Source organism: Pseudomonas sp. LBUM1679, assembly GCF_059695565.1.
Genome location: NZ_CP166774.1, coordinates 2,216,534 through 2,232,845 on the forward strand (window position 1 = coordinate 2,216,534; position 16,312 = coordinate 2,232,845).

A 16,312-nucleotide genomic window follows, 5' to 3' on the forward strand; every position below is an offset into this window, starting at 1 on the left:
CGTGACCTTTGGTAGGGGTCACCACTAGGAGAGGAGGCGCCATGCCAACTATTACTCTTCCCGACGGCAGTCAACGTTCATTCGATCACCCGGTTTCCGTAGCCGAGGTCGCCGCATCCATTGGTGCCGGTCTGGCCAAGGCCACCGTGGCCGGCAAGGTCGATGGCAAGCTGGTCGACGCCAGCGACATCATCAGCGCCGACGCTACGCTGCAAATCATTACGCCAAAGGATGAAGAGGGGCTGGAGATCATTCGCCACTCTTGCGCCCACCTGGTCGGCCATGCGGTCAAGCAGTTGTACCCGACCGCCAAAATGGTCATCGGCCCGGTCATCGACGAAGGCTTCTATTACGACATCGCCTTTGAACGTCCCTTCACCCCGGACGACCTGGCTGCCATCGAACAGCGCATGCAACAGCTGATCGAAAAAGATTACGACGTGATCAAGAAAGTCACTCCGCGCGCCGAAGTGATCGAAGTGTTCACGGCCCGCGGCGAAGACTACAAGCTGCGCCTGGTCGAGGACATGCCGAACGAACAGGCCATGGGCCTGTACTATCACGAAGAATATGTCGACATGTGCCGCGGTCCGCACGTGCCGAACACGCGCTTCCTGAAATCCTTCAAGCTGACCAAGCTGTCCGGCGCCTACTGGCGTGGCGATGCCAAGAACGAGCAATTGCAGCGCGTCTACGGCACCGCATGGGCCGACAAGAAGCAGCTGGCGGCTTACATCCAGCGCATCGAAGAAGCCGAGAAGCGCGATCACCGCAAGATCGGCAAGCGCCTGGGCCTGTTCCACACCCAGGAAGAGTCGCCGGGCATGGTGTTCTGGCACCCGAACGGCTGGACTTTGTATCAAGTACTCGAGCAGTACATGCGCAAGGTGCAGCGCGACAACGGTTACCTGGAGATCAAGACGCCGCAAGTCGTTGACCGCAGCCTGTGGGAGAAATCCGGGCACTGGGCCAACTACGGCGACAACATGTTCACCACCCAGTCGGAAAACCGCGACTACGCCATCAAGCCGATGAACTGCCCGTGCCACGTGCAGGTGTTCAACCAGGGCCTGAAAAGCTACCGCGAATTGCCGATGCGCCTGGCCGAATTCGGTGCCTGTCACCGTAACGAGCCATCGGGTGCACTGCACGGCATCATGCGCGTGCGTGCGTTCACCCAGGACGACGCCCACATCTTCTGCACCGAAGAGCAGATGCAGGCCGAATCCGCTGCGTTCATCAAGCTGACCATGGACGTTTATGCCGACTTCGGCTTCAAAGACGTCGAGATGAAGCTGTCCACTCGTCCGGAAAAACGCGTCGGTTCCGATGAACTGTGGGATCGCGCCGAAGCAGCATTGGCTGCAGCCCTTGATAGTGCTGGCCTGCCGTACGATCTGCAGCCGGGCGAAGGGGCGTTCTACGGTCCGAAGATCGAATTCTCGCTGAAAGATTGCCTTGGCCGTGTCTGGCAGTGTGGTACCCTTCAGCTCGATTTTAACCTGCCTATCCGTCTGGGAGCCGAATACGTCTCCGAAGACAACAGTCGCAAGCACCCGGTGATGTTGCACCGGGCGATCCTGGGCTCCTTCGAACGTTTCGTCGGAATCCTGATCGAGCACTACGAGGGTGCGTTCCCTGCGTGGCTGGCTCCGACCCAGGCAGTGATCATGAATATCACTGATAAACAGGCCGATTTTGCCGCCGAGGTCGAAAAAACCCTCAACGAAAGCGGATTTCGTGCCAAGTCTGACTTGAGAAATGAAAAGATCGGCTTTAAAATCCGCGAGCATACGTTGCTCAAGGTTCCTTATCTCTTGGTTATCGGAGATCGGGAAGTCGAGATGCAGACTGTCGCTGTGCGTACTCGTGAAGGTGCTGACCTGGGCTCGATGCCCGTCGCCCAGTTCGCTGAGTTTCTCGCGCAAGCGGTTTCCCGGCGTGGTCGCCCAGATTCGGAGTAATTACTATTAAGCGTGAAATGAGACAAGATAAACGAGCTGCACCGAAAGCCCCGATCAACGAGAATATCTCGGCACGCGAGGTTCGGTTAATTGGGGCTGAGGGTGAACAGCTTGGGATTGTGTCAATTGAAGACGCGCTTCTTAAGGCTGAAGAGGCCAAGCTGGATCTGGTGGAAATTTCCGCCGATGCAGTACCCCCTGTTTGCAAACTGATGGACTACGGCAAATCGATCTTCGAGAAGAAGAAGCAGGTTGCCGCGGCCAAGAAAAACCAGAAGCAGATTCAGGTTAAAGAAATCAAGTTTCGTCCAGGGACGGAGGAAGGGGATTACCAGGTAAAACTGCGCAACCTGGTACGTTTCCTGAGTGATGGGGACAGGGCCAAGGTATCCTTGCGATTCCGCGGCCGTGAGATGGCCCACCAGGAGCTGGGGATGGAACTCCTCAAGCGAGTTGAAGGTGACTTGCTCGAGTACGGTTCGGTCGAACAGCATCCTAAGATGGAAGGACGCCAGCTGATCATGGTCATCGCCCCGAAAAAGAAGAAGTAATCAATAGGGCACGGCAGGCCTTCTGATTATGTTTATCAACTGAATGCGGAGTATCCGAACATGCCAAAAATGAAAACTAAAAGTGGTGCTGCTAAGCGGTTTCTGAAAACTGCTAACGGTATCAAGCACAAGCACGCTTTCAAGAGCCACATCCTGACTAAAATGTCGACCAAGCGTAAGCGTCAACTGCGCGGTAGCAGCTTGCTGGCACCGTGTGACGTGGCAAAAGTCGAGCGCATGCTGCGCCTTCGTTAATTTTAGTCAAGAATAGAGGAAGTAACTCATGGCTCGTGTAAAGCGTGGCGTCATTGCCCGTAAACGTCACAAAAAAATTCTGAAACTTGCTAAAGGCTACTACGGCGCTCGCTCGCGCGTATTCCGTGTTGCCAAGCAAGCGGTAATCAAGGCAGGCCAATACGCCTACCGTGACCGTCGTCAGAAAAAACGTCAGTTCCGCGCTCTGTGGATCGCTCGTATCAACGCTGGTGCACGTATCAACGGTCTGTCCTACAGCCGTTTCATCGCCGGCCTGAAAAAAGCGTCCATCGAGATCGACCGTAAGGTTCTGGCTGATCTGGCAGTGAGCGAAAAAGCGGCGTTTGCTGCGATTGTCGAGAAAGCTAAAGCCAGCTTGGCTTAAGTACCCCCGACAGTTACCCGGCCTCGCCTTCGTGGGGCCAGGTGCTAAACGTCATAAATAGGGGAAGAGCCTTCAAGCTCTTCCCCTATTTTGTATCTGGAGTCTGTACATGGAAAACCTGGATGCGCTCGTCTCTCAAGCACTAGAGGCTGTGCAAAGCGCTGAAGATATCAATGCCCTGGAGCAAATCCGGGTTCACTACCTTGGCAAGAAGGGCGAATTGACTCAGGTGATGAAGACCCTGGGGAATCTGCCGGCTGAAGAGCGTCCGCAAGTCGGCGCCCTGATCAACGTTGCCAAGGAGCGTGTCACAGAGGTTCTCAATGCGCGCAAGGCACTGTTTGAAGAGGCCGACCTGGCCGCCAAACTGTCTGCCGAGTCCATTGACGTGACCCTGCCTGGCCGCGGCCAGACCTCGGGTGGTCTGCATCCGGTTACTCGCACTCTGGAACGTATCGAACAGTTCTTCACCCACATCGGCTACGGCATCGCCGAAGGCCCTGAGGTCGAAGACGATTACCACAACTTCGAAGCGCTCAACATCCCAGGCCATCACCCGGCCCGGTCGATGCATGACACCTTCTATTTTAATGCCAACATGTTGCTGCGCACCCATACCTCACCGGTACAGGTGCGCACCATGGAATCGAAACAGCCGCCGATCCGCATCGTCTGCCCAGGCCGTGTGTACCGCAGCGACTCCGATATCACTCACTCGCCGATGTTCCACCAGGTCGAAGGCCTGCTGGTCGATCGCGACATCAATTTCGCCGACCTCAAAGGCACCATCGAAGAGTTCCTGCGCGTGTTCTTCGAAAAAGAACTGGCCGTGCGTTTCCGCCCTTCGTACTTCCCGTTCACCGAGCCATCCGCCGAAGTCGATATGGAATGCGTGATGTGCAGCGGTAAAGGCTGCCGGGTCTGCAAGCAGACTGGCTGGCTGGAAGTGATGGGCTGCGGCATGGTTCACCCCAACGTGCTGCGCATGTCCGGGATCGACCCGGAAGAGTTTTCGGGCTTTGCCTTCGGCATGGGCGTGGAGCGTCTGGCCATGCTGCGTTACGGTGTGAACGACTTGCGTCTGTTCTTCGACAACGACTTGCGGTTCCTCGCGCAATTTCGCTAGTCGTAACGAATTCTTAGGAGAGCAGGATGAAATTCAGTGAAAAATGGCTGCGTGCCTGGGTTAGCCCGCAGGTAGGTCGCGACGAGCTGGTTGCCCGTCTGTCGATGGCCGGTCTTGAGGTCGATAGCGTAACGCCGGCCGCCGGCGAATTCACCGGTGTGGTGGTGGGCGAGGTGCTGAGCACCGAGCAGCACCCGGACGCCGACAAGCTGCGCGTGTGCCAGGTCAGCAATGGCGCGCAGACCTTCCAGGTGGTATGCGGTGCACCCAACGTGCGCCCGGGCCTGAAGATTCCGTTCGCCATGATCGGTGCCGAACTGCCAGGCGACTTCAAGATCAAGAAAGCCAAGCTGCGTGGCGTCGAGTCCAACGGCATGCTGTGCTCCCAGGCCGAGCTGCAAGTGGGTGAAGGCAACGACGGCCTGATGGAATTGCCGGACGATGCACCGGTCGGCGAGGACATTCGCGAATACCTGGGCCTGGACGACTCGAGCATCGAGGTCGACCTGACCCCGAACCGCGGCGACTGCCTGTCCCTGGCCGGCCTGGCCCGTGAAGTCGGCGCGCTGTACGCCGCCGAAGTCACCCGTCCGGTCATCGCCACCGTGCCAGCCGTGCACGACGAAGTGCGTTCGGTTGAAGTGCTGGCGCCCGCCGCCTGCCCGCGTTACCTGGGGCGCGTGATCCGTAACGTCGACCTGTCCAGGGCGACGCCGCTGTGGATGGTCGAGCGTCTGCGCCGTGCCGACGTGCGCAGCATCGACGCCGCCGTCGACATCACCAACTACGTGATGCTGGAACTGGGTCAACCGCTGCACGCGTTCGATCTCGCCGAAATCAATGGCGGCATCCGCGTGCGCATGGCCGAAGAAGGCGAGAAGCTGGTGCTGCTCGACGGTCAGGAAGTCAGCCTGCGTAGCGATACCCTGGTGATCGCCGACCACACCCGCGCCCTGGCCATCGCCGGCGTCATGGGTGGCGAGCACAGCGGCGTCAACACCGCGACCACCCGCGATGTATTCCTCGAAAGCGCGTTCTTCGACCAGATCGCCGTGGCCGGCAAGGCCCGTTCCTACGGCCTGCACACCGACGCCTCGCACCGCTACGAGCGTGGCGTGGACTGGCAGCTGGCCCGTGAAGCCATGGAGCGCGCCACCGGCCTGCTGCTGGACATCACCGGCGGCGAAGCTGGGCCGATCATCGAAACCGTCAGCGAGCAGCACCTGCCGAAGATCGCCCCGGTCACCTTGCGTGCCCAGCGCATCACCCAGATGCTCGGCATGGAAATGAACCCGGCCGAAGTCGAGCGCCTGCTCAACGCCCTGGGCCTGACCGTGTCCGCCGACGGGGCAGGGCAGTGGCGCGTAGAAGTGCCAAGCCATCGCTTCGACATCAGCCTGGAAGTCGACCTGATCGAAGAACTGGCCCGTCTGTACGGCTACAACCGTCTGCCGGTTCGCTATCCGCAAGCCCGCCTGGCACCGCAAGCCAAGGCCGAAGCCCGCAGCGACCTGCCTGAGCTGCGCCGTCTGCTGGTAGCTCGCGGCTACCAGGAAGCGATCACCTACAGCTTCATCGATCCGAAACAATTCGAGTTGTTTAATCCAGGTGTCGAACCGCTGCTGCTGGCCAACCCGATCTCCAACGACATGGCCGCCATGCGCTCGTCGCTGTGGCCCGGCCTGGTCAAGGCGCTGCAGCACAACCTCAACCGTCAACAGGATCGTGTTCGCCTGTTCGAAAGCGGCCTGCGTTTCGTCGGTCAGCTGGCAGGCCTGAAGCAAGAGCCAATGCTCGCGGGCGTCGTCTGCGGCAGCCGCCTGCCGGAAGGCTGGGCACAAGGTCGCGATGTCGTCGACTTCTTCGACGTCAAGGCCGACGTGGAAGCGGTGCTGGGCTTCGCCGGTGCCCTTGATTCGTTCACCTTCGTACCGGGCAAACACCCGGCGCTGCACCCGGGTCAAACCGCGCGCATCGAACGTGAAGGACGCCTGGTCGGCTACGTCGGCGCCATCCACCCCGAACTGTCGAAAACCCTCGGTCTTGACCGTCCGGTCTTCGTCTTCGAGCTGGTTCTGGCCGAAGTGTCATTGGGTAAAATGCCTAAATTCCAGGAGTTATCGCGCTTTCCTGAAGTGCGACGTGACCTGGCGCTGATTGCGCACAAGGACGTCGCAGCCAGCGCCGTACTGGACGTAATCCGTGAAAATGCAGGCGAATGGCTGACAGACCTCAGGCTATTTGACGTGTATCAGGGTAAAGGCATTGATCCTGATAGAAAAAGCCTTGCAGTCGGCTTGACCTGGCAGCATCCATCGCGCACTCTTAATGACGATGAGGTGAATACCACGACACAAAACATCCTCACCTCGCTCGAACAAAGGTTGAACGCCACGTTAAGGAAGTGACGTATGGGGGCTTTGACGAAAGCTGAGATGGCGGAACGTCTGTATGAAGAGCTGGGTCTGAACAAACGGGAAGCCAAGGAATTGGTCGAACTGTTTTTTGAAGAAATCAGGCACGCGCTTGAAGACAACGAACAAGTCAAATTGTCCGGTTTCGGCAATTTCGACCTTCGGGACAAACGCCAGCGGCCTGGCCGCAATCCGAAAACGGGGGAAGAAATCCCGATCACGGCGCGCCGTGTGGTCACCTTTCGTCCAGGGCAGAAGTTGAAGGCCCGAGTTGAGGCTTATGCTGGAACCAAGTCATAACGACGAGCTACCCGTCATCCCCGGCAAACGCTACTTCACCATCGGTGAAGTCAGCGAGCTGTGCGCCGTAAAGCCGCACGTGCTGCGCTACTGGGAGCAGGAGTTTCCTCAACTCAACCCCGTCAAACGCCGCGGAAACCGCCGGTATTATCAGCGCCAGGACGTGCTGATGATCCGGCAGATCCGCGCGCTCCTTTACGATCAGGGATTCACCATCGGCGGCGCACGCTTGCGTTTGTCCGGCGATGAAGCCAAAGATGACACCACCCAGTACAAGCAGATGATCCGGCAGATGATTGCCGAGTTGGAAGATGTGCTGATTGTGCTCAAGAAATAAATTTCTGCTTTTAAATACTTCCAGTTTTCAAAAGCTTGCGATATATTCTTGAGCGTCCTTCGAGGTGAAGGACGAGTTTCACGCCTAGTCGGGGCGTAGCGCAGTCCGGTAGCGCACTAGCATGGGGTGCTAGGGGTCGAGTGTTCGAATCACTCCGTCCCGACCATATAATTCAAGGGGTTGCGAGATTTTATCTTGCGACCCCTTTTTATTTTTGGTCGTTTTTACCCCCCACAAATAGACTGGCTCTGAGTGGAACCCTCGCTGCGTTCTTGCGAGTTAATGCCTTATTTAGCAGTCTCCTCATGAGTCAGAGCGCAAAAAAACTTACGTGTTTTTACGGTGGGTCTGGGTACTCGCAACGATACTGGCCGGCAAAATTGACAGTGACTTTATGCCTCGCAACACTCAGCCTTTTCGGTTTTTACTCACATGATTTCCTTGGCTTGATCAATGCTGCTCGTAGGGGAGCAGAAGGTGTTGCCTGAGCAAGCCTTTCAGAAAGAGTGATCACTTGGCTGTGAAAGGACTACTGTCTTTATTACTCATTTGAATCTGATGGCAGTTTTACTGAAGTCCACAACGGCCTTAAAATCTCACGGAATGCGTTTTCGGCCCTCAATAATCGAGACGTAGAAAGTGAGCGAAACAACGACCCATGCAATTGAAGAACCCCCATCGCAAAACTTCAGCGGTAGGACTACTTGTCGCTGCTGTCGGGGTGGTGTACGGAGATGTTGGCACCAGCCCCTTGTACACTCTTAGGGAGGTGTTTGCCGGTCACTAGGGTCCAAGCCAACCACGATGGCGTGCTGGGCATTCTGTCGTTGATATTCTGGTCATTGATCTGGGTGGTCTCGATCAAGTATGTGCTGTTCATCCTGCGTTCCAACAACTAGGGCGAAGGCGGCATCATGGCGTTGACGGCTGGCCCTTCGTGCGGCCGCCCCATATCCGTAAATGAGTAAGGTGCTGGTTTTGCTTGGCTTGTTCCTTGTTCGGTGCGGCGCTCTTTTACGGCGATAGCATGATTACCCCCGCCATCTCGGTCCTTTGCGCAGTTGAAGAGCTACAGCTGGCGTTTGATGGTGCCCCTGTCCGTGATTGTTCTGGTGGCGCTGTTCTTGATTCAGAAACACGGCACGGCTCGCAGTGGTACCCTGTTCGGCCCGGTCACATCGGCACGGTTAACTGGGCGTTGAAGGTCGGTGTTGTGCTGCTGGTGATTGGCTTCGAGTCGTCCAGCGCCTTGTCCGCCGCCAATGGGGTCGCTGTGACGGGGGCCATGTTGATCACCACCGTCCTGTCTTCGGCAGTCGTCTTGCTCCTATGGAAAACGCCGCGCTGGCTGGCCATCCCGATGCTGCTTGGATTTTTGCTGGTCGAGGCGCCATAGCAAAGGAGGCTTGCAATGAGGAGGAGCCCATATACGGTCATTTGTCCCGGCTAACGCAAAAGGTCGGTAGCAGAAGCATATGGGAGTTTGTAACGAAAAGGTCATCAACAACCAACTGGATGCGCAGGTCTATCTACCCCAAGTGGACAGTAAGATTGTTGCGCGCACAGCTTTCGGCGTAGCGCCGAACCAGCGCTGGCACGCCTTGTTGAAGGAGCTTTGTTCGGCATAGCCGAGGAGCCCAGTGATCTGCGCCATTGGCATAGCCTTTTGCGCCAGGTATTCCTCCGCGCGTTGACGCCGGACCCTGTCCACCAGGATCGAAAAGCTCAGTCCCTCCGCCATCAGATGTCCTTGCAGCGTGCGCTCGTGCATGCACACATGCGCCGCCACCTGCGTCAAGGTGCATGTATTGGTGTCCAGCAGGCGCTCGATCAAGGCGCCGACCTGGCCGGCCAGGCTCATCGGTCGTTGCCCGATGATGCTTTCGACATACGATTGCGCCATGCGAATCAGGCCGGGCTGGGACGGGTCAATCTGCAGCGCCAATACATCGACATGGACCTGCAGCGCATTGACCGCTTCCCCGAAACGCACCTCGCAGCCGAACCAGTCGCGGTAGCGCCGCTCCGGCAGGCTGGGTTCATGACGCATCAGCACTCGCGTGGGACGGACCGTTTCGCCCGCCAACATTTTCAGCACATTGCATACAACCCCCAACGTTAGCTCTATCGCCTGGTTGCGTTGTGGGCAGCCGGCGACATCGATGGTAAACGCGATGCGGCGTAGATCAGGCGTGTCATCGGCTTCCACCGCGATACGCAGGGCCGGGCTGTGGTAATGCAAATATCGGCCTATCACGCCGAACGCCTCGCCCACAGTCCGCGCGTCCTGCCCGATGATGGCCAACGGTCCCAGCACCTGCAGCCCTTGCCGGTCGGCTAGCTGCAGGCCGAAATCAGCGCAATGCAAGCATTCGGCGGTCGCCTGCAACAGCCGGATAGCATCGCTGTAAGGCACCATGCCCTCGTCGTCATCGAGTGTCGCGGGAGCGATCTGGAACAGCGCCAGGAATGGCAGCGGATCGCCGCCAAGCTCGCTCACGAGCGCCCGGTAACCGGTCAGGGAAGCACTCCGCACCATGACTTGCATCGCCTGTTTCCTTGTCTGATCTTCGTCTCAGGACAAAACTCTTTCGCCTTAGGACAATATTGTACCCGTACGGCGGCGCACAATTCATTACGCCCCTCTGATACGGATCAAGAAATACCAGTAATTGCGCCTGGGCGATCTACACCTATCCGCTCGGCTCGTTTGGTCATCTTCAAGGGGCCCTTAGAGCATTCACTTTGCCACCGTCGGCAGTCCATAGGAGCACCACCATGTTGTACGAAAGCATCGATACCGCGGCCATCAATGACGAAGACCTGCCTTGGGTTCCTTTCGCGCCCTACAGCGATGAAGTCTTCATCAAGTACATCAAGTGCGACCCGGTTCGTGGCGAGACCATCACCCTGCTGAAGGCGCCGGCCGGCACCACGCTACCCAGGCACTACCATACCGGCACCGTGATTGTTTACACCGTCAAGGGTGGCTGGAAATACCTGGAACACGACTGGATATCTAGGCAAGGCGGCGTGGTGTTCGAGACTGCCGGCACAAGCCATACCCCGATCGCGCTAGAGGAGTACGGCGATGAAATCATCACCCTGAATATCACCCAGGGTGACCTGCTGTATTACGACGAGAACGACAACATCTGCGCCATCGAGAACTGGAAATCGAGCGTGGAGCGCTACCGCGCCTTCTGCGAAGCCAATGACATCGAAGCCAAGGACATCACCAGTTTCTCGGTCTGACTTACCGCGGCGATCAGCCCCCTTCAAGGGGCCGCCACCTGTCTGACAGCCATTTAAGCAACCTTGAGCTGATCGAGCATTGCTGATTGCAGACGCCCACATTCCCGCTGGAAAACCGACATGGCCATACCCAATCTGAAGAACAAGAAAGTCCTGATCACCGGTGCCGCCTCCGGCATCGGTAGGGAGGCGGCTCTGGCGTTCGCCCGCCGTGGCGCCCATATCATCGCTACCGACATCAACTCGGATGCGCTGAAAGGTACCAAAACTGAAGTCGAAGCTTTGGGCGCAGCCTGCATGACTTACAAGCTCGATGTATCGAGCGAGAGCGAAATGCAAGCCTTCGCTGAGCACATTCACACCACGCTGGGGCCGCTCGATGTACTGATCAACAACGCCGGAATCGGCTACCTTGGCCAGTTCCTGCAGAGTGATCTGGCCCATTGGCAACGGGTGATGGATATCAATGTGATGGGCGTGGTGCATGGCTGCTATCACTTCATCCCACACATGATCAAGGCCGGGGGCACGCGCCATGTGCTAAACGTGGCCTCGGTGGCCGGCATATACCCCTCGCCAACGATGGCGGCCTATGCCGCATCGAAACATGCGGTGTTTGGTTTCAGTGAAGTACTGAAGATGGAATTGGCCGATACCGATATCGGCGTGACCACTGTTTGTCCCGGGGTCATCAATACCCCGATCACGCAAGCGCGAAGCAACATTTCGCCATCGGTCAGCGAAGCACAGCTCAAGCGTTTGCATGCGTACTACCAGGCCAAGGGCTGTGAACCGGAACTGGTCGCCGAAGGCATGGTCCGCGCCGTGCAGAAAGGTCAGGACCTGTTGCTGGTCGGGCCGTTCGCCAAGTTGATATTCCACCTCAAGCGCCTGTCCCTGGGCCTGATGCGTCGGGTGATGTTGAGCGACGCGCGAAAAATCGGTTACCTCTGATCGTTGCTTCCCCCCGGCCACCCGATGTCCAGCAAGGTCAAACCGATCTGGATTGACCGTCGTTGAGCAGAGGAGTCCTGGCTCTAGCGTCCTGCGGCTTCCTGTTTTTCCCACTGTAGAGATATAGACATGATCGTAGGCAGAGTCCGTGAGATTTGGCGCTACCCGGTGAAATCAATGGGCGGTGAAAAGCTTATGAGTTGCACCGTAGGCAACATGGGGATACCTGGTGACCGGGGCTGGGCTTTGCGTGACGATGTCGCGGGTGAGATTCGCGGCGCAAAGAACCTGCCCACACTCTTGCAGCATGCGTCGCGTTATCGCGAACAACCGGTCAACGGGCAGATTCCACACGTTGACATCCGCCTGCCGGACGGTACCCACATTGGCAGCGATGACCCGCAGGTCAATGCCCGATTATCAGCGCTGCTGGGACGCGCCGTTTCATTGTGGCCGCTGCAGCCCGCCAGCGATAAAGCCCATTACCGCCGTGGGCAAGCGGGAGCCGCCTTTATTGGCTTGCTGAGCCGTAACCGGCTGCTACGGCCGCTGCTGGAAAAGCTATTGCCCTACACCAGCTTTGAAACCATGACGCGGGAACTGCTCAGCCGAGAGCCGGGTGAGCCACTGTTGGATTACGCCAGCATTCCGTCCGAGCTGTTCGAGTTTACCTCGCCGCCAGGCACCTACTTCGACCTGGCGCCCCTCCATCTGCTCACCACCTCGTCGCTCGCCGCGATGAAGCGGCTTAATCCTTCGGCGGCTTGGGATGCACGGCGTTTCCGCCCGAACTTCCTGATCGAAACCGAGGGTGACATTGAAGGCTTGGTCGAAGCGGGATGGGAAGGGCGGACCTTGCGGCTGGGCGGGCTGTCCTTGACGTGCGCAATCCCCACCTTGCGCTGCGGGATGACGGCTCACGCCCAGAATGATCTGCCCAAGGACTCGACAGTGCTGCGCAGCATCGTACGTGATGCGGGGCAGAATCTCGGCATTTACGCCCACGCCACAAAGTCCAGTCAGGTCGCCGTAGGTGATGTGGTGGAGTTGCTTTGAGACCTCCGTGGCACCGCCCATCGTCGACGCCGCGCGAAATTATCCTGAACCACATTGTACGAAGGGTTTTACATGCACATATCTGACTTGGCTTTATGGTTCGCCCGTTTGTTCATCGTGACCGTGGGCTTGGCTGCACTGCCGACAACAGCGGCTGCGACTGCATTAACCAACGCCGAGGAGGCGAATGAGATTGCCACCGAGGCCTATATTTACGCCTATCCGATGATGCTGATGGAAGTGACCCGTCAAGTGTCGACCAACGCGGATAAACCAACCGGAAAGTTGGCGCCGATGAACCAGTTTGCGCACCTGGACAGCTTTCCCGACGCCAGCTCCACCACGTCCATTCGCCCCAACGCCGACACGCTGTATTCCGTGCTTTGGTACGACGTCAGCCGCGAGCCGTTGCTGATCACCGTGCCGGATTCGGGCGGGCGGTACTACCTACTGCCAATGCTCGACCTGTGGACCGATGTGTTCAGCTCGGCCGGCACCCGCACGACCGGAAACGGCGCGCAGACTCTCGCCATAGTCGGTCCCGACTGGAAGGGCACATTACCGGCCGGCGTCACCGCCTATCGCTCGCCAACGGTCATCGGCCGGATGGGCGGCCGTACCCTGACCAAAGGTGTCGCCGATTATGCAGCGGTGCACAAGTTTCAGGCCGGCATCAAGGCGATTCCCTTGTCTGCCTGGGGCAAGCCCGACTATGTCGCGCCCGCTGGAAAATACCGGCCCGAGCAGGACATGAGCTCCCCGCACGACCAAGTCTATAAGATGGATGCGGTGCGCTTCTTCACCCTGTTCACCCAACTGCTGCAAAACAATCAGCCGCATGCCAACGACTACCCGCAGCTTGAGCGTCTGGCACGCCTGGGCATCGCCCCGGACCAAGCGTTCGACTTCACAAAGTTGGCGCCCGAAGTGCAGGCGGCATTGCAAGCCGCACCGGGAAACGCGCGGAAGAAAATGGCCATGGCAGCGCACCATCTCGGCAATCTCAGCAACGGCTGGATCATGGTCTCATCGCCTGTCGGCACCTACGGCGCGGACTACACCCGCCGCGCAACCATGGCCCAATTCGGACTTGGCGCGAACCTTGTTGAGGACAACATCTATCCGACGGCGTTTAACGATGCCGACGGCAAACCTTTCGACAGCGCGGCGAAGTACATGATGCATTTCGACAAGGAGCAGTTGCCGCCGATACGTGCCTTCTGGTCGCTGTCGATGTACGACGAGCGCCAGCTCTTTACTGCCAACCCGATCAATCGCTTCGCCCTAGGTGATCGCGACGCACTGAAATTCAACGCAGATGGTTCGCTCGATCTCTACATTCAGCGAGAGGCACCAGACGCCGACAAGCTCGCCAACTGGCTACCGGCTCCGGCTAGCGGAGGCTTCACCATGAATCTGCGCCTCTACTGGCCAAAGCCAGTGGCACTCGACGGTGGCTGGGCACCGCCACCGGTCAACCGTTTGAACTAGAAACCAGCATTGCGGGAGTCGGCGCTGTCGCCCCGGCTACTGCGACCCTGTGTCAGCAGGTCGAAGTGTGCCCTCATCGAACCCATTCGATTTCGCTTGGCCGCCAGGACTTGTCGAAGAATGGTGCCGGAATCCGCTATCTCATCAGCGAGGCTGCCTTAAGATGATCATTCTGTACCACTGCATGAGTGCGCGTTCATTTCGGCCTCTGTGGATGCTTGAAGAGTCAGGAATTGCGTATGAATTGAGAATGTTGCCTTTCCCTCCACGAGCACATGCGCGGCAATTCCTGGAGATCAATCCGCTGGGGACCGTACCTGTAATGATCGACGGTCATTTGCTAATGACCGAGTCATCCGCCATTTGCGAATTTCTCGCCAGGCGCTCCGGAACTTCGAACCTGGATGTTGCATCGGAGGAGTCCGATTTCGGCATCTACCTGAATTGGTTGCACTTCGGTGAAGCGACGCTCACCTTTCCTCAGACTCTCATCCTTCGCTACGCTCGCTTCGAAGAGCCTTCGCGTCGCAATCCTCAGGTGGTGGAGGACTACAGACGCTGGTTTCTCGGGAGGCTGAGGGGTATTGAATCAGGCCTCGCGGGTCGCACCTATCTTTGCCAAGAGCGGTTCACTGCTGCAGACATCTCTGTTGGATACGCGCTCATGCTGGCTGAATTCATTGGTATGGAGGAGCAGTTCCCGCAATCGGTACGAAATTATTGGCAGATGTTGCAACAACGGGACAGTTTCGGCAAAGCGCTGGCGGTGCAATACCGAACTGCCAAAGAGCAGAACGTTCCCCTCATTCATTCCCCACTTGTGGGCAACAAATAGAAAGAGAATCGGAGTCGTATCAGCGAGCTGCTGCCATTTGCCATCCGGCTCCACCGAAGGCACCGCGGGAGGCTACCTGCGGGGGGGGGGGGCGTTGCGCCTTTACCTGATCCATTCGATAGACCATCACACAACCTTATCCGCCTTCCTGGTAATCGGGCTGACCATGGTATCAGCGGCCAGCAGCGCCGATTCCACCGTGTGCATGGGCCTGTTCATTGTCGTCACCCCCCTATGCCTGACTCATGATCCATCTGCTCGACCAACGCGGCCGTGTGCGCCAGCCCTTCCACTGAAGCGGTGACCTGTGCCCGATAGACCTTGGGCGCGCAGCCCTTTGCCGTGTGGAAGAAGCGGCTGAACGCGCTCAGGCTGGAAAAACCCAGGACCTCGGCGATTTGCGAGAGTTTCAGATCGGTCTGGCGCAGGTACTTACAGGCCAGGTCGAGTTTGGTCTGGGTCTTGATGGCCTGGAAGGTGGTGCCACTGCCGGCCAGCTTGCGCTGCAAGGTTCGCCGGCTCTGCAGCTGGTTAAGCGCGACCGCTTCCAGAGGTGCACCGTTACTGGCCAGGAGCTTGCGCACCGAGTCTTCGGTGGCCAGCACCGGGCTTTTGTTGCGGCGCTGCTGGTTTTCCCGCAGATAACCGAGCAGCGCCGGCCTGGAGGAAGGCTGTTCTGCGCTCAGCGGCTGTTCCAGCACTTGCCGGCTGATCAGCAGGCCGTTGCACTCTTGATTGAAAAACACGTTTTGTCCAAACATCCGCACGTAGGAAGCGCGGCTATGCGGTTCCCGACAGCGGAACATCACGCGCTCGGGCGACCATTGGGGGTAAAGGTCGCTACGCAACTTGCGGGTGATCAGGGCCAAGCCCAAGTGCAGAACCTGAGTGTCGTCCAGTTCGCCTGCGGCGGTGATCTCGTACTGCAGCGTGACCCCTAGCTCGTGCTGTTCCAACTGCACAACAGCACCGGAGGACAGCAGATGGAAGTAGCGCGACAGTCGCTCAAGCCAGTCGCCCAGGGAAGTCGCTTCACTGACCAGGTCGAACAGAACCCCGCCCAGCACGCCCATGCTTTGTCTCTGTGCCAGTAGCAGGCCAAAGTCTTCCCGGCCGGTTTCCCTGGCCGCCAGATCGAGGAATTGCACAACACTTCTGGCGGGTAGCAGGATTTCCAGTTGCTCCAGGGCCTGGACCGGGATCGCCGCCGCATGGGCGATCCGCCAGGGATCGCCGTGCAAGTCGGCGATCAACTCGCGAGCGCCATACAGGACGATGCTGCGGATACTGTGGGTCGTCATGGGCAACCTGCTGCCAAGCGTGATTGGCATAAAATATCAAATAATTGGCACGTAATGTCAAATAAATCCCCGGAGCCTGCGCAGAATA

General features: G+C 58.1%; 15 protein-coding genes, 1 tRNA gene and 1 pseudogene. 15 read left to right on the forward strand and 2 right to left on the reverse strand.

All coding sequences use genetic code 11. The annotated features are described in order from the left end of the window. Window positions 1–41 precede the first annotated feature (41 nt). The 10 genes and pseudogenes from thrS to ACA062_RS10345 all read left to right on the forward strand — a co-directional run. Entirely contained in the window at window positions 42–1,964 is a 1,923-nt protein-coding gene (gene thrS / locus ACA062_RS10300; RefSeq protein ID WP_497456266.1) for a threonine--tRNA ligase, read from the forward strand. After that, complete coding sequence (gene infC / locus ACA062_RS10305; RefSeq protein ID WP_176469887.1) at window positions 1,964–2,515, forward strand: translation initiation factor IF-3; 552 nt, start codon at window positions 1,964–1,966, stop codon at window positions 2,513–2,515. The genes thrS and infC overlap by 1 nt, the downstream gene beginning before the upstream one ends. 60 nt (window positions 2,516–2,575) lie before the next feature. Continuing rightward, the gene (rpmI, locus tag ACA062_RS10310; protein ID WP_008145659.1) at window positions 2,576–2,770 is read left to right on the forward strand and encodes a 50S ribosomal protein L35; all 195 of its coding nucleotides are present in this window, start codon (window positions 2,576–2,578) and stop codon (window positions 2,768–2,770) included. 28 nt (window positions 2,771–2,798) lie between these two features. Further along, window positions 2,799–3,155, forward strand: coding sequence for a 50S ribosomal protein L20 (gene rplT / locus ACA062_RS10315; protein WP_307336783.1), 357 nt, complete (start codon window positions 2,799–2,801; stop codon window positions 3,153–3,155). Window positions 3,156–3,264: 109 nt separating this feature from the next. Continuing rightward, on the forward strand, window positions 3,265–4,281 hold the full coding sequence (gene pheS, locus ACA062_RS10320; protein WP_007905876.1) for a phenylalanine--tRNA ligase subunit alpha: 1,017 nt from the start codon (window positions 3,265–3,267) through the stop codon (window positions 4,279–4,281). Window positions 4,282–4,307: 26 nt separating this feature from the next. Then, window positions 4,308–6,689, forward strand: coding sequence for a phenylalanine--tRNA ligase subunit beta (gene pheT, locus ACA062_RS10325; protein WP_497456267.1), 2,382 nt, complete (start codon window positions 4,308–4,310; stop codon window positions 6,687–6,689). 3 nt (window positions 6,690–6,692) lie between these two features. Then, complete coding sequence (gene ihfA, locus ACA062_RS10330) at window positions 6,693–6,995, forward strand: integration host factor subunit alpha (protein ID WP_002553164.1); 303 nt, start codon at window positions 6,693–6,695, stop codon at window positions 6,993–6,995. Then, the gene (locus ACA062_RS10335; RefSeq protein WP_093218077.1) at window positions 6,976–7,332 is read left to right on the forward strand and encodes a MerR family transcriptional regulator; all 357 of its coding nucleotides are present in this window, start codon (window positions 6,976–6,978) and stop codon (window positions 7,330–7,332) included. Before ihfA ends, ACA062_RS10335 begins: the two co-directional genes overlap by 20 nt. Before the next feature lie 89 nt (window positions 7,333–7,421). Beyond that, a tRNA-Pro gene (locus ACA062_RS10340) sits at window positions 7,422–7,498 on the forward strand. Between the two features lie 492 nt (window positions 7,499–7,990). Continuing rightward, a pseudogene (locus ACA062_RS10345) lies at window positions 7,991–8,719 on the forward strand (KUP/HAK/KT family potassium transporter); the annotation flags it as partial. 138 nt (window positions 8,720–8,857) lie between these two features. On the opposite strand, the gene ACA062_RS10350 reads toward ACA062_RS10345, so the two are convergent. Next, window positions 8,858–9,880, reverse strand: coding sequence for an AraC family transcriptional regulator (locus tag ACA062_RS10350; RefSeq protein ID WP_497456268.1), 1,023 nt, complete (start codon window positions 9,878–9,880; stop codon window positions 8,858–8,860). Between the two features lie 230 nt (window positions 9,881–10,110). Between ACA062_RS10350 and ACA062_RS10355 the strand changes: the two genes are divergently transcribed. The 5 genes from ACA062_RS10355 to ACA062_RS10375 all read left to right on the forward strand — a co-directional run bounded on the left by ACA062_RS10355 (window position 10,111) and on the right by ACA062_RS10375 (window position 14,923). Continuing rightward, window positions 10,111–10,587, forward strand: a complete 477-nt coding sequence (locus tag ACA062_RS10355; RefSeq protein WP_497456269.1) for a 2,4'-dihydroxyacetophenone dioxygenase family protein — start codon at window positions 10,111–10,113, stop codon at window positions 10,585–10,587. Window positions 10,588–10,707: 120 nt separating this feature from the next. Further along, complete coding sequence (locus tag ACA062_RS10360) at window positions 10,708–11,541, forward strand: SDR family NAD(P)-dependent oxidoreductase (protein ID WP_497456270.1); 834 nt, start codon at window positions 10,708–10,710, stop codon at window positions 11,539–11,541. 129 nt (window positions 11,542–11,670) lie between these two features. Further along, window positions 11,671–12,597, forward strand: a complete 927-nt coding sequence (locus ACA062_RS10365) for an MOSC domain-containing protein (RefSeq protein ID WP_497456271.1) — start codon at window positions 11,671–11,673, stop codon at window positions 12,595–12,597. A 72-nt stretch (window positions 12,598–12,669) separates the two neighbouring features. Continuing rightward, window positions 12,670–14,088: a DUF1254 domain-containing protein gene (locus ACA062_RS10370; protein WP_497456272.1), complete on the forward strand. Its 1,419-nt coding sequence runs from the start codon at window positions 12,670–12,672 to the stop codon at window positions 14,086–14,088. A 163-nt stretch (window positions 14,089–14,251) separates the two neighbouring features. Next, entirely contained in the window at window positions 14,252–14,923 is a 672-nt protein-coding gene (locus tag ACA062_RS10375; RefSeq protein ID WP_497456273.1) for a glutathione S-transferase family protein, read from the forward strand. Between the two features lie 224 nt (window positions 14,924–15,147). Here ACA062_RS10375 and ACA062_RS10380 read toward each other — a convergent pair whose 3' ends face one another. Further along, the gene (locus ACA062_RS10380) at window positions 15,148–16,224 is read right to left on the reverse strand and encodes an AraC family transcriptional regulator (protein ID WP_497456274.1); all 1,077 of its coding nucleotides are present in this window, start codon (window positions 16,222–16,224) and stop codon (window positions 15,148–15,150) included. Window positions 16,225–16,312: the final 88 nt, after the last annotated feature.

Excerpts from the sequence above, each read along its gene's own strand:
- thrS (WP_497456266.1), top strand. The coding sequence starts at position 42 with ATGCCAACTATTACTCTTCCCGACGGCAGTCAACGTTCATTCGATCAC.
- rpmI (WP_008145659.1), top strand. The coding sequence starts at position 2,576 with ATGCCAAAAATGAAAACTAAAAGTGGTGCTGCTAAGCGGTTTCTGAAA.
- rplT (WP_307336783.1), top strand. The coding sequence starts at position 2,799 with ATGGCTCGTGTAAAGCGTGGCGTCATTGCCCGTAAACGTCACAAAAAA.
- pheS (WP_007905876.1), top strand. The coding sequence starts at position 3,265 with ATGGAAAACCTGGATGCGCTCGTCTCTCAAGCACTAGAGGCTGTGCAA.
- pheT (WP_497456267.1), top strand. The coding sequence starts at position 4,308 with ATGAAATTCAGTGAAAAATGGCTGCGTGCCTGGGTTAGCCCGCAGGTA.
- ihfA (WP_002553164.1), top strand. The coding sequence starts at position 6,693 with ATGGGGGCTTTGACGAAAGCTGAGATGGCGGAACGTCTGTATGAAGAG.
- ACA062_RS10335 (WP_093218077.1), top strand. The coding sequence starts at position 6,976 with ATGCTGGAACCAAGTCATAACGACGAGCTACCCGTCATCCCCGGCAAA.
- ACA062_RS10350 (WP_497456268.1), bottom strand. The coding sequence starts at position 9,880 with ATGCAAGTCATGGTGCGGAGTGCTTCCCTGACCGGTTACCGGGCGCTC.
- ACA062_RS10355 (WP_497456269.1), top strand. The coding sequence starts at position 10,111 with ATGTTGTACGAAAGCATCGATACCGCGGCCATCAATGACGAAGACCTG.
- ACA062_RS10360 (WP_497456270.1), top strand. The coding sequence starts at position 10,708 with ATGGCCATACCCAATCTGAAGAACAAGAAAGTCCTGATCACCGGTGCC.
- ACA062_RS10365 (WP_497456271.1), top strand. The coding sequence starts at position 11,671 with ATGATCGTAGGCAGAGTCCGTGAGATTTGGCGCTACCCGGTGAAATCA.
- ACA062_RS10370 (WP_497456272.1), top strand. The coding sequence starts at position 12,670 with ATGCACATATCTGACTTGGCTTTATGGTTCGCCCGTTTGTTCATCGTG.
- ACA062_RS10375 (WP_497456273.1), top strand. The coding sequence starts at position 14,252 with ATGATCATTCTGTACCACTGCATGAGTGCGCGTTCATTTCGGCCTCTG.
- ACA062_RS10380 (WP_497456274.1), bottom strand. The coding sequence starts at position 16,224 with ATGACGACCCACAGTATCCGCAGCATCGTCCTGTATGGCGCTCGCGAG.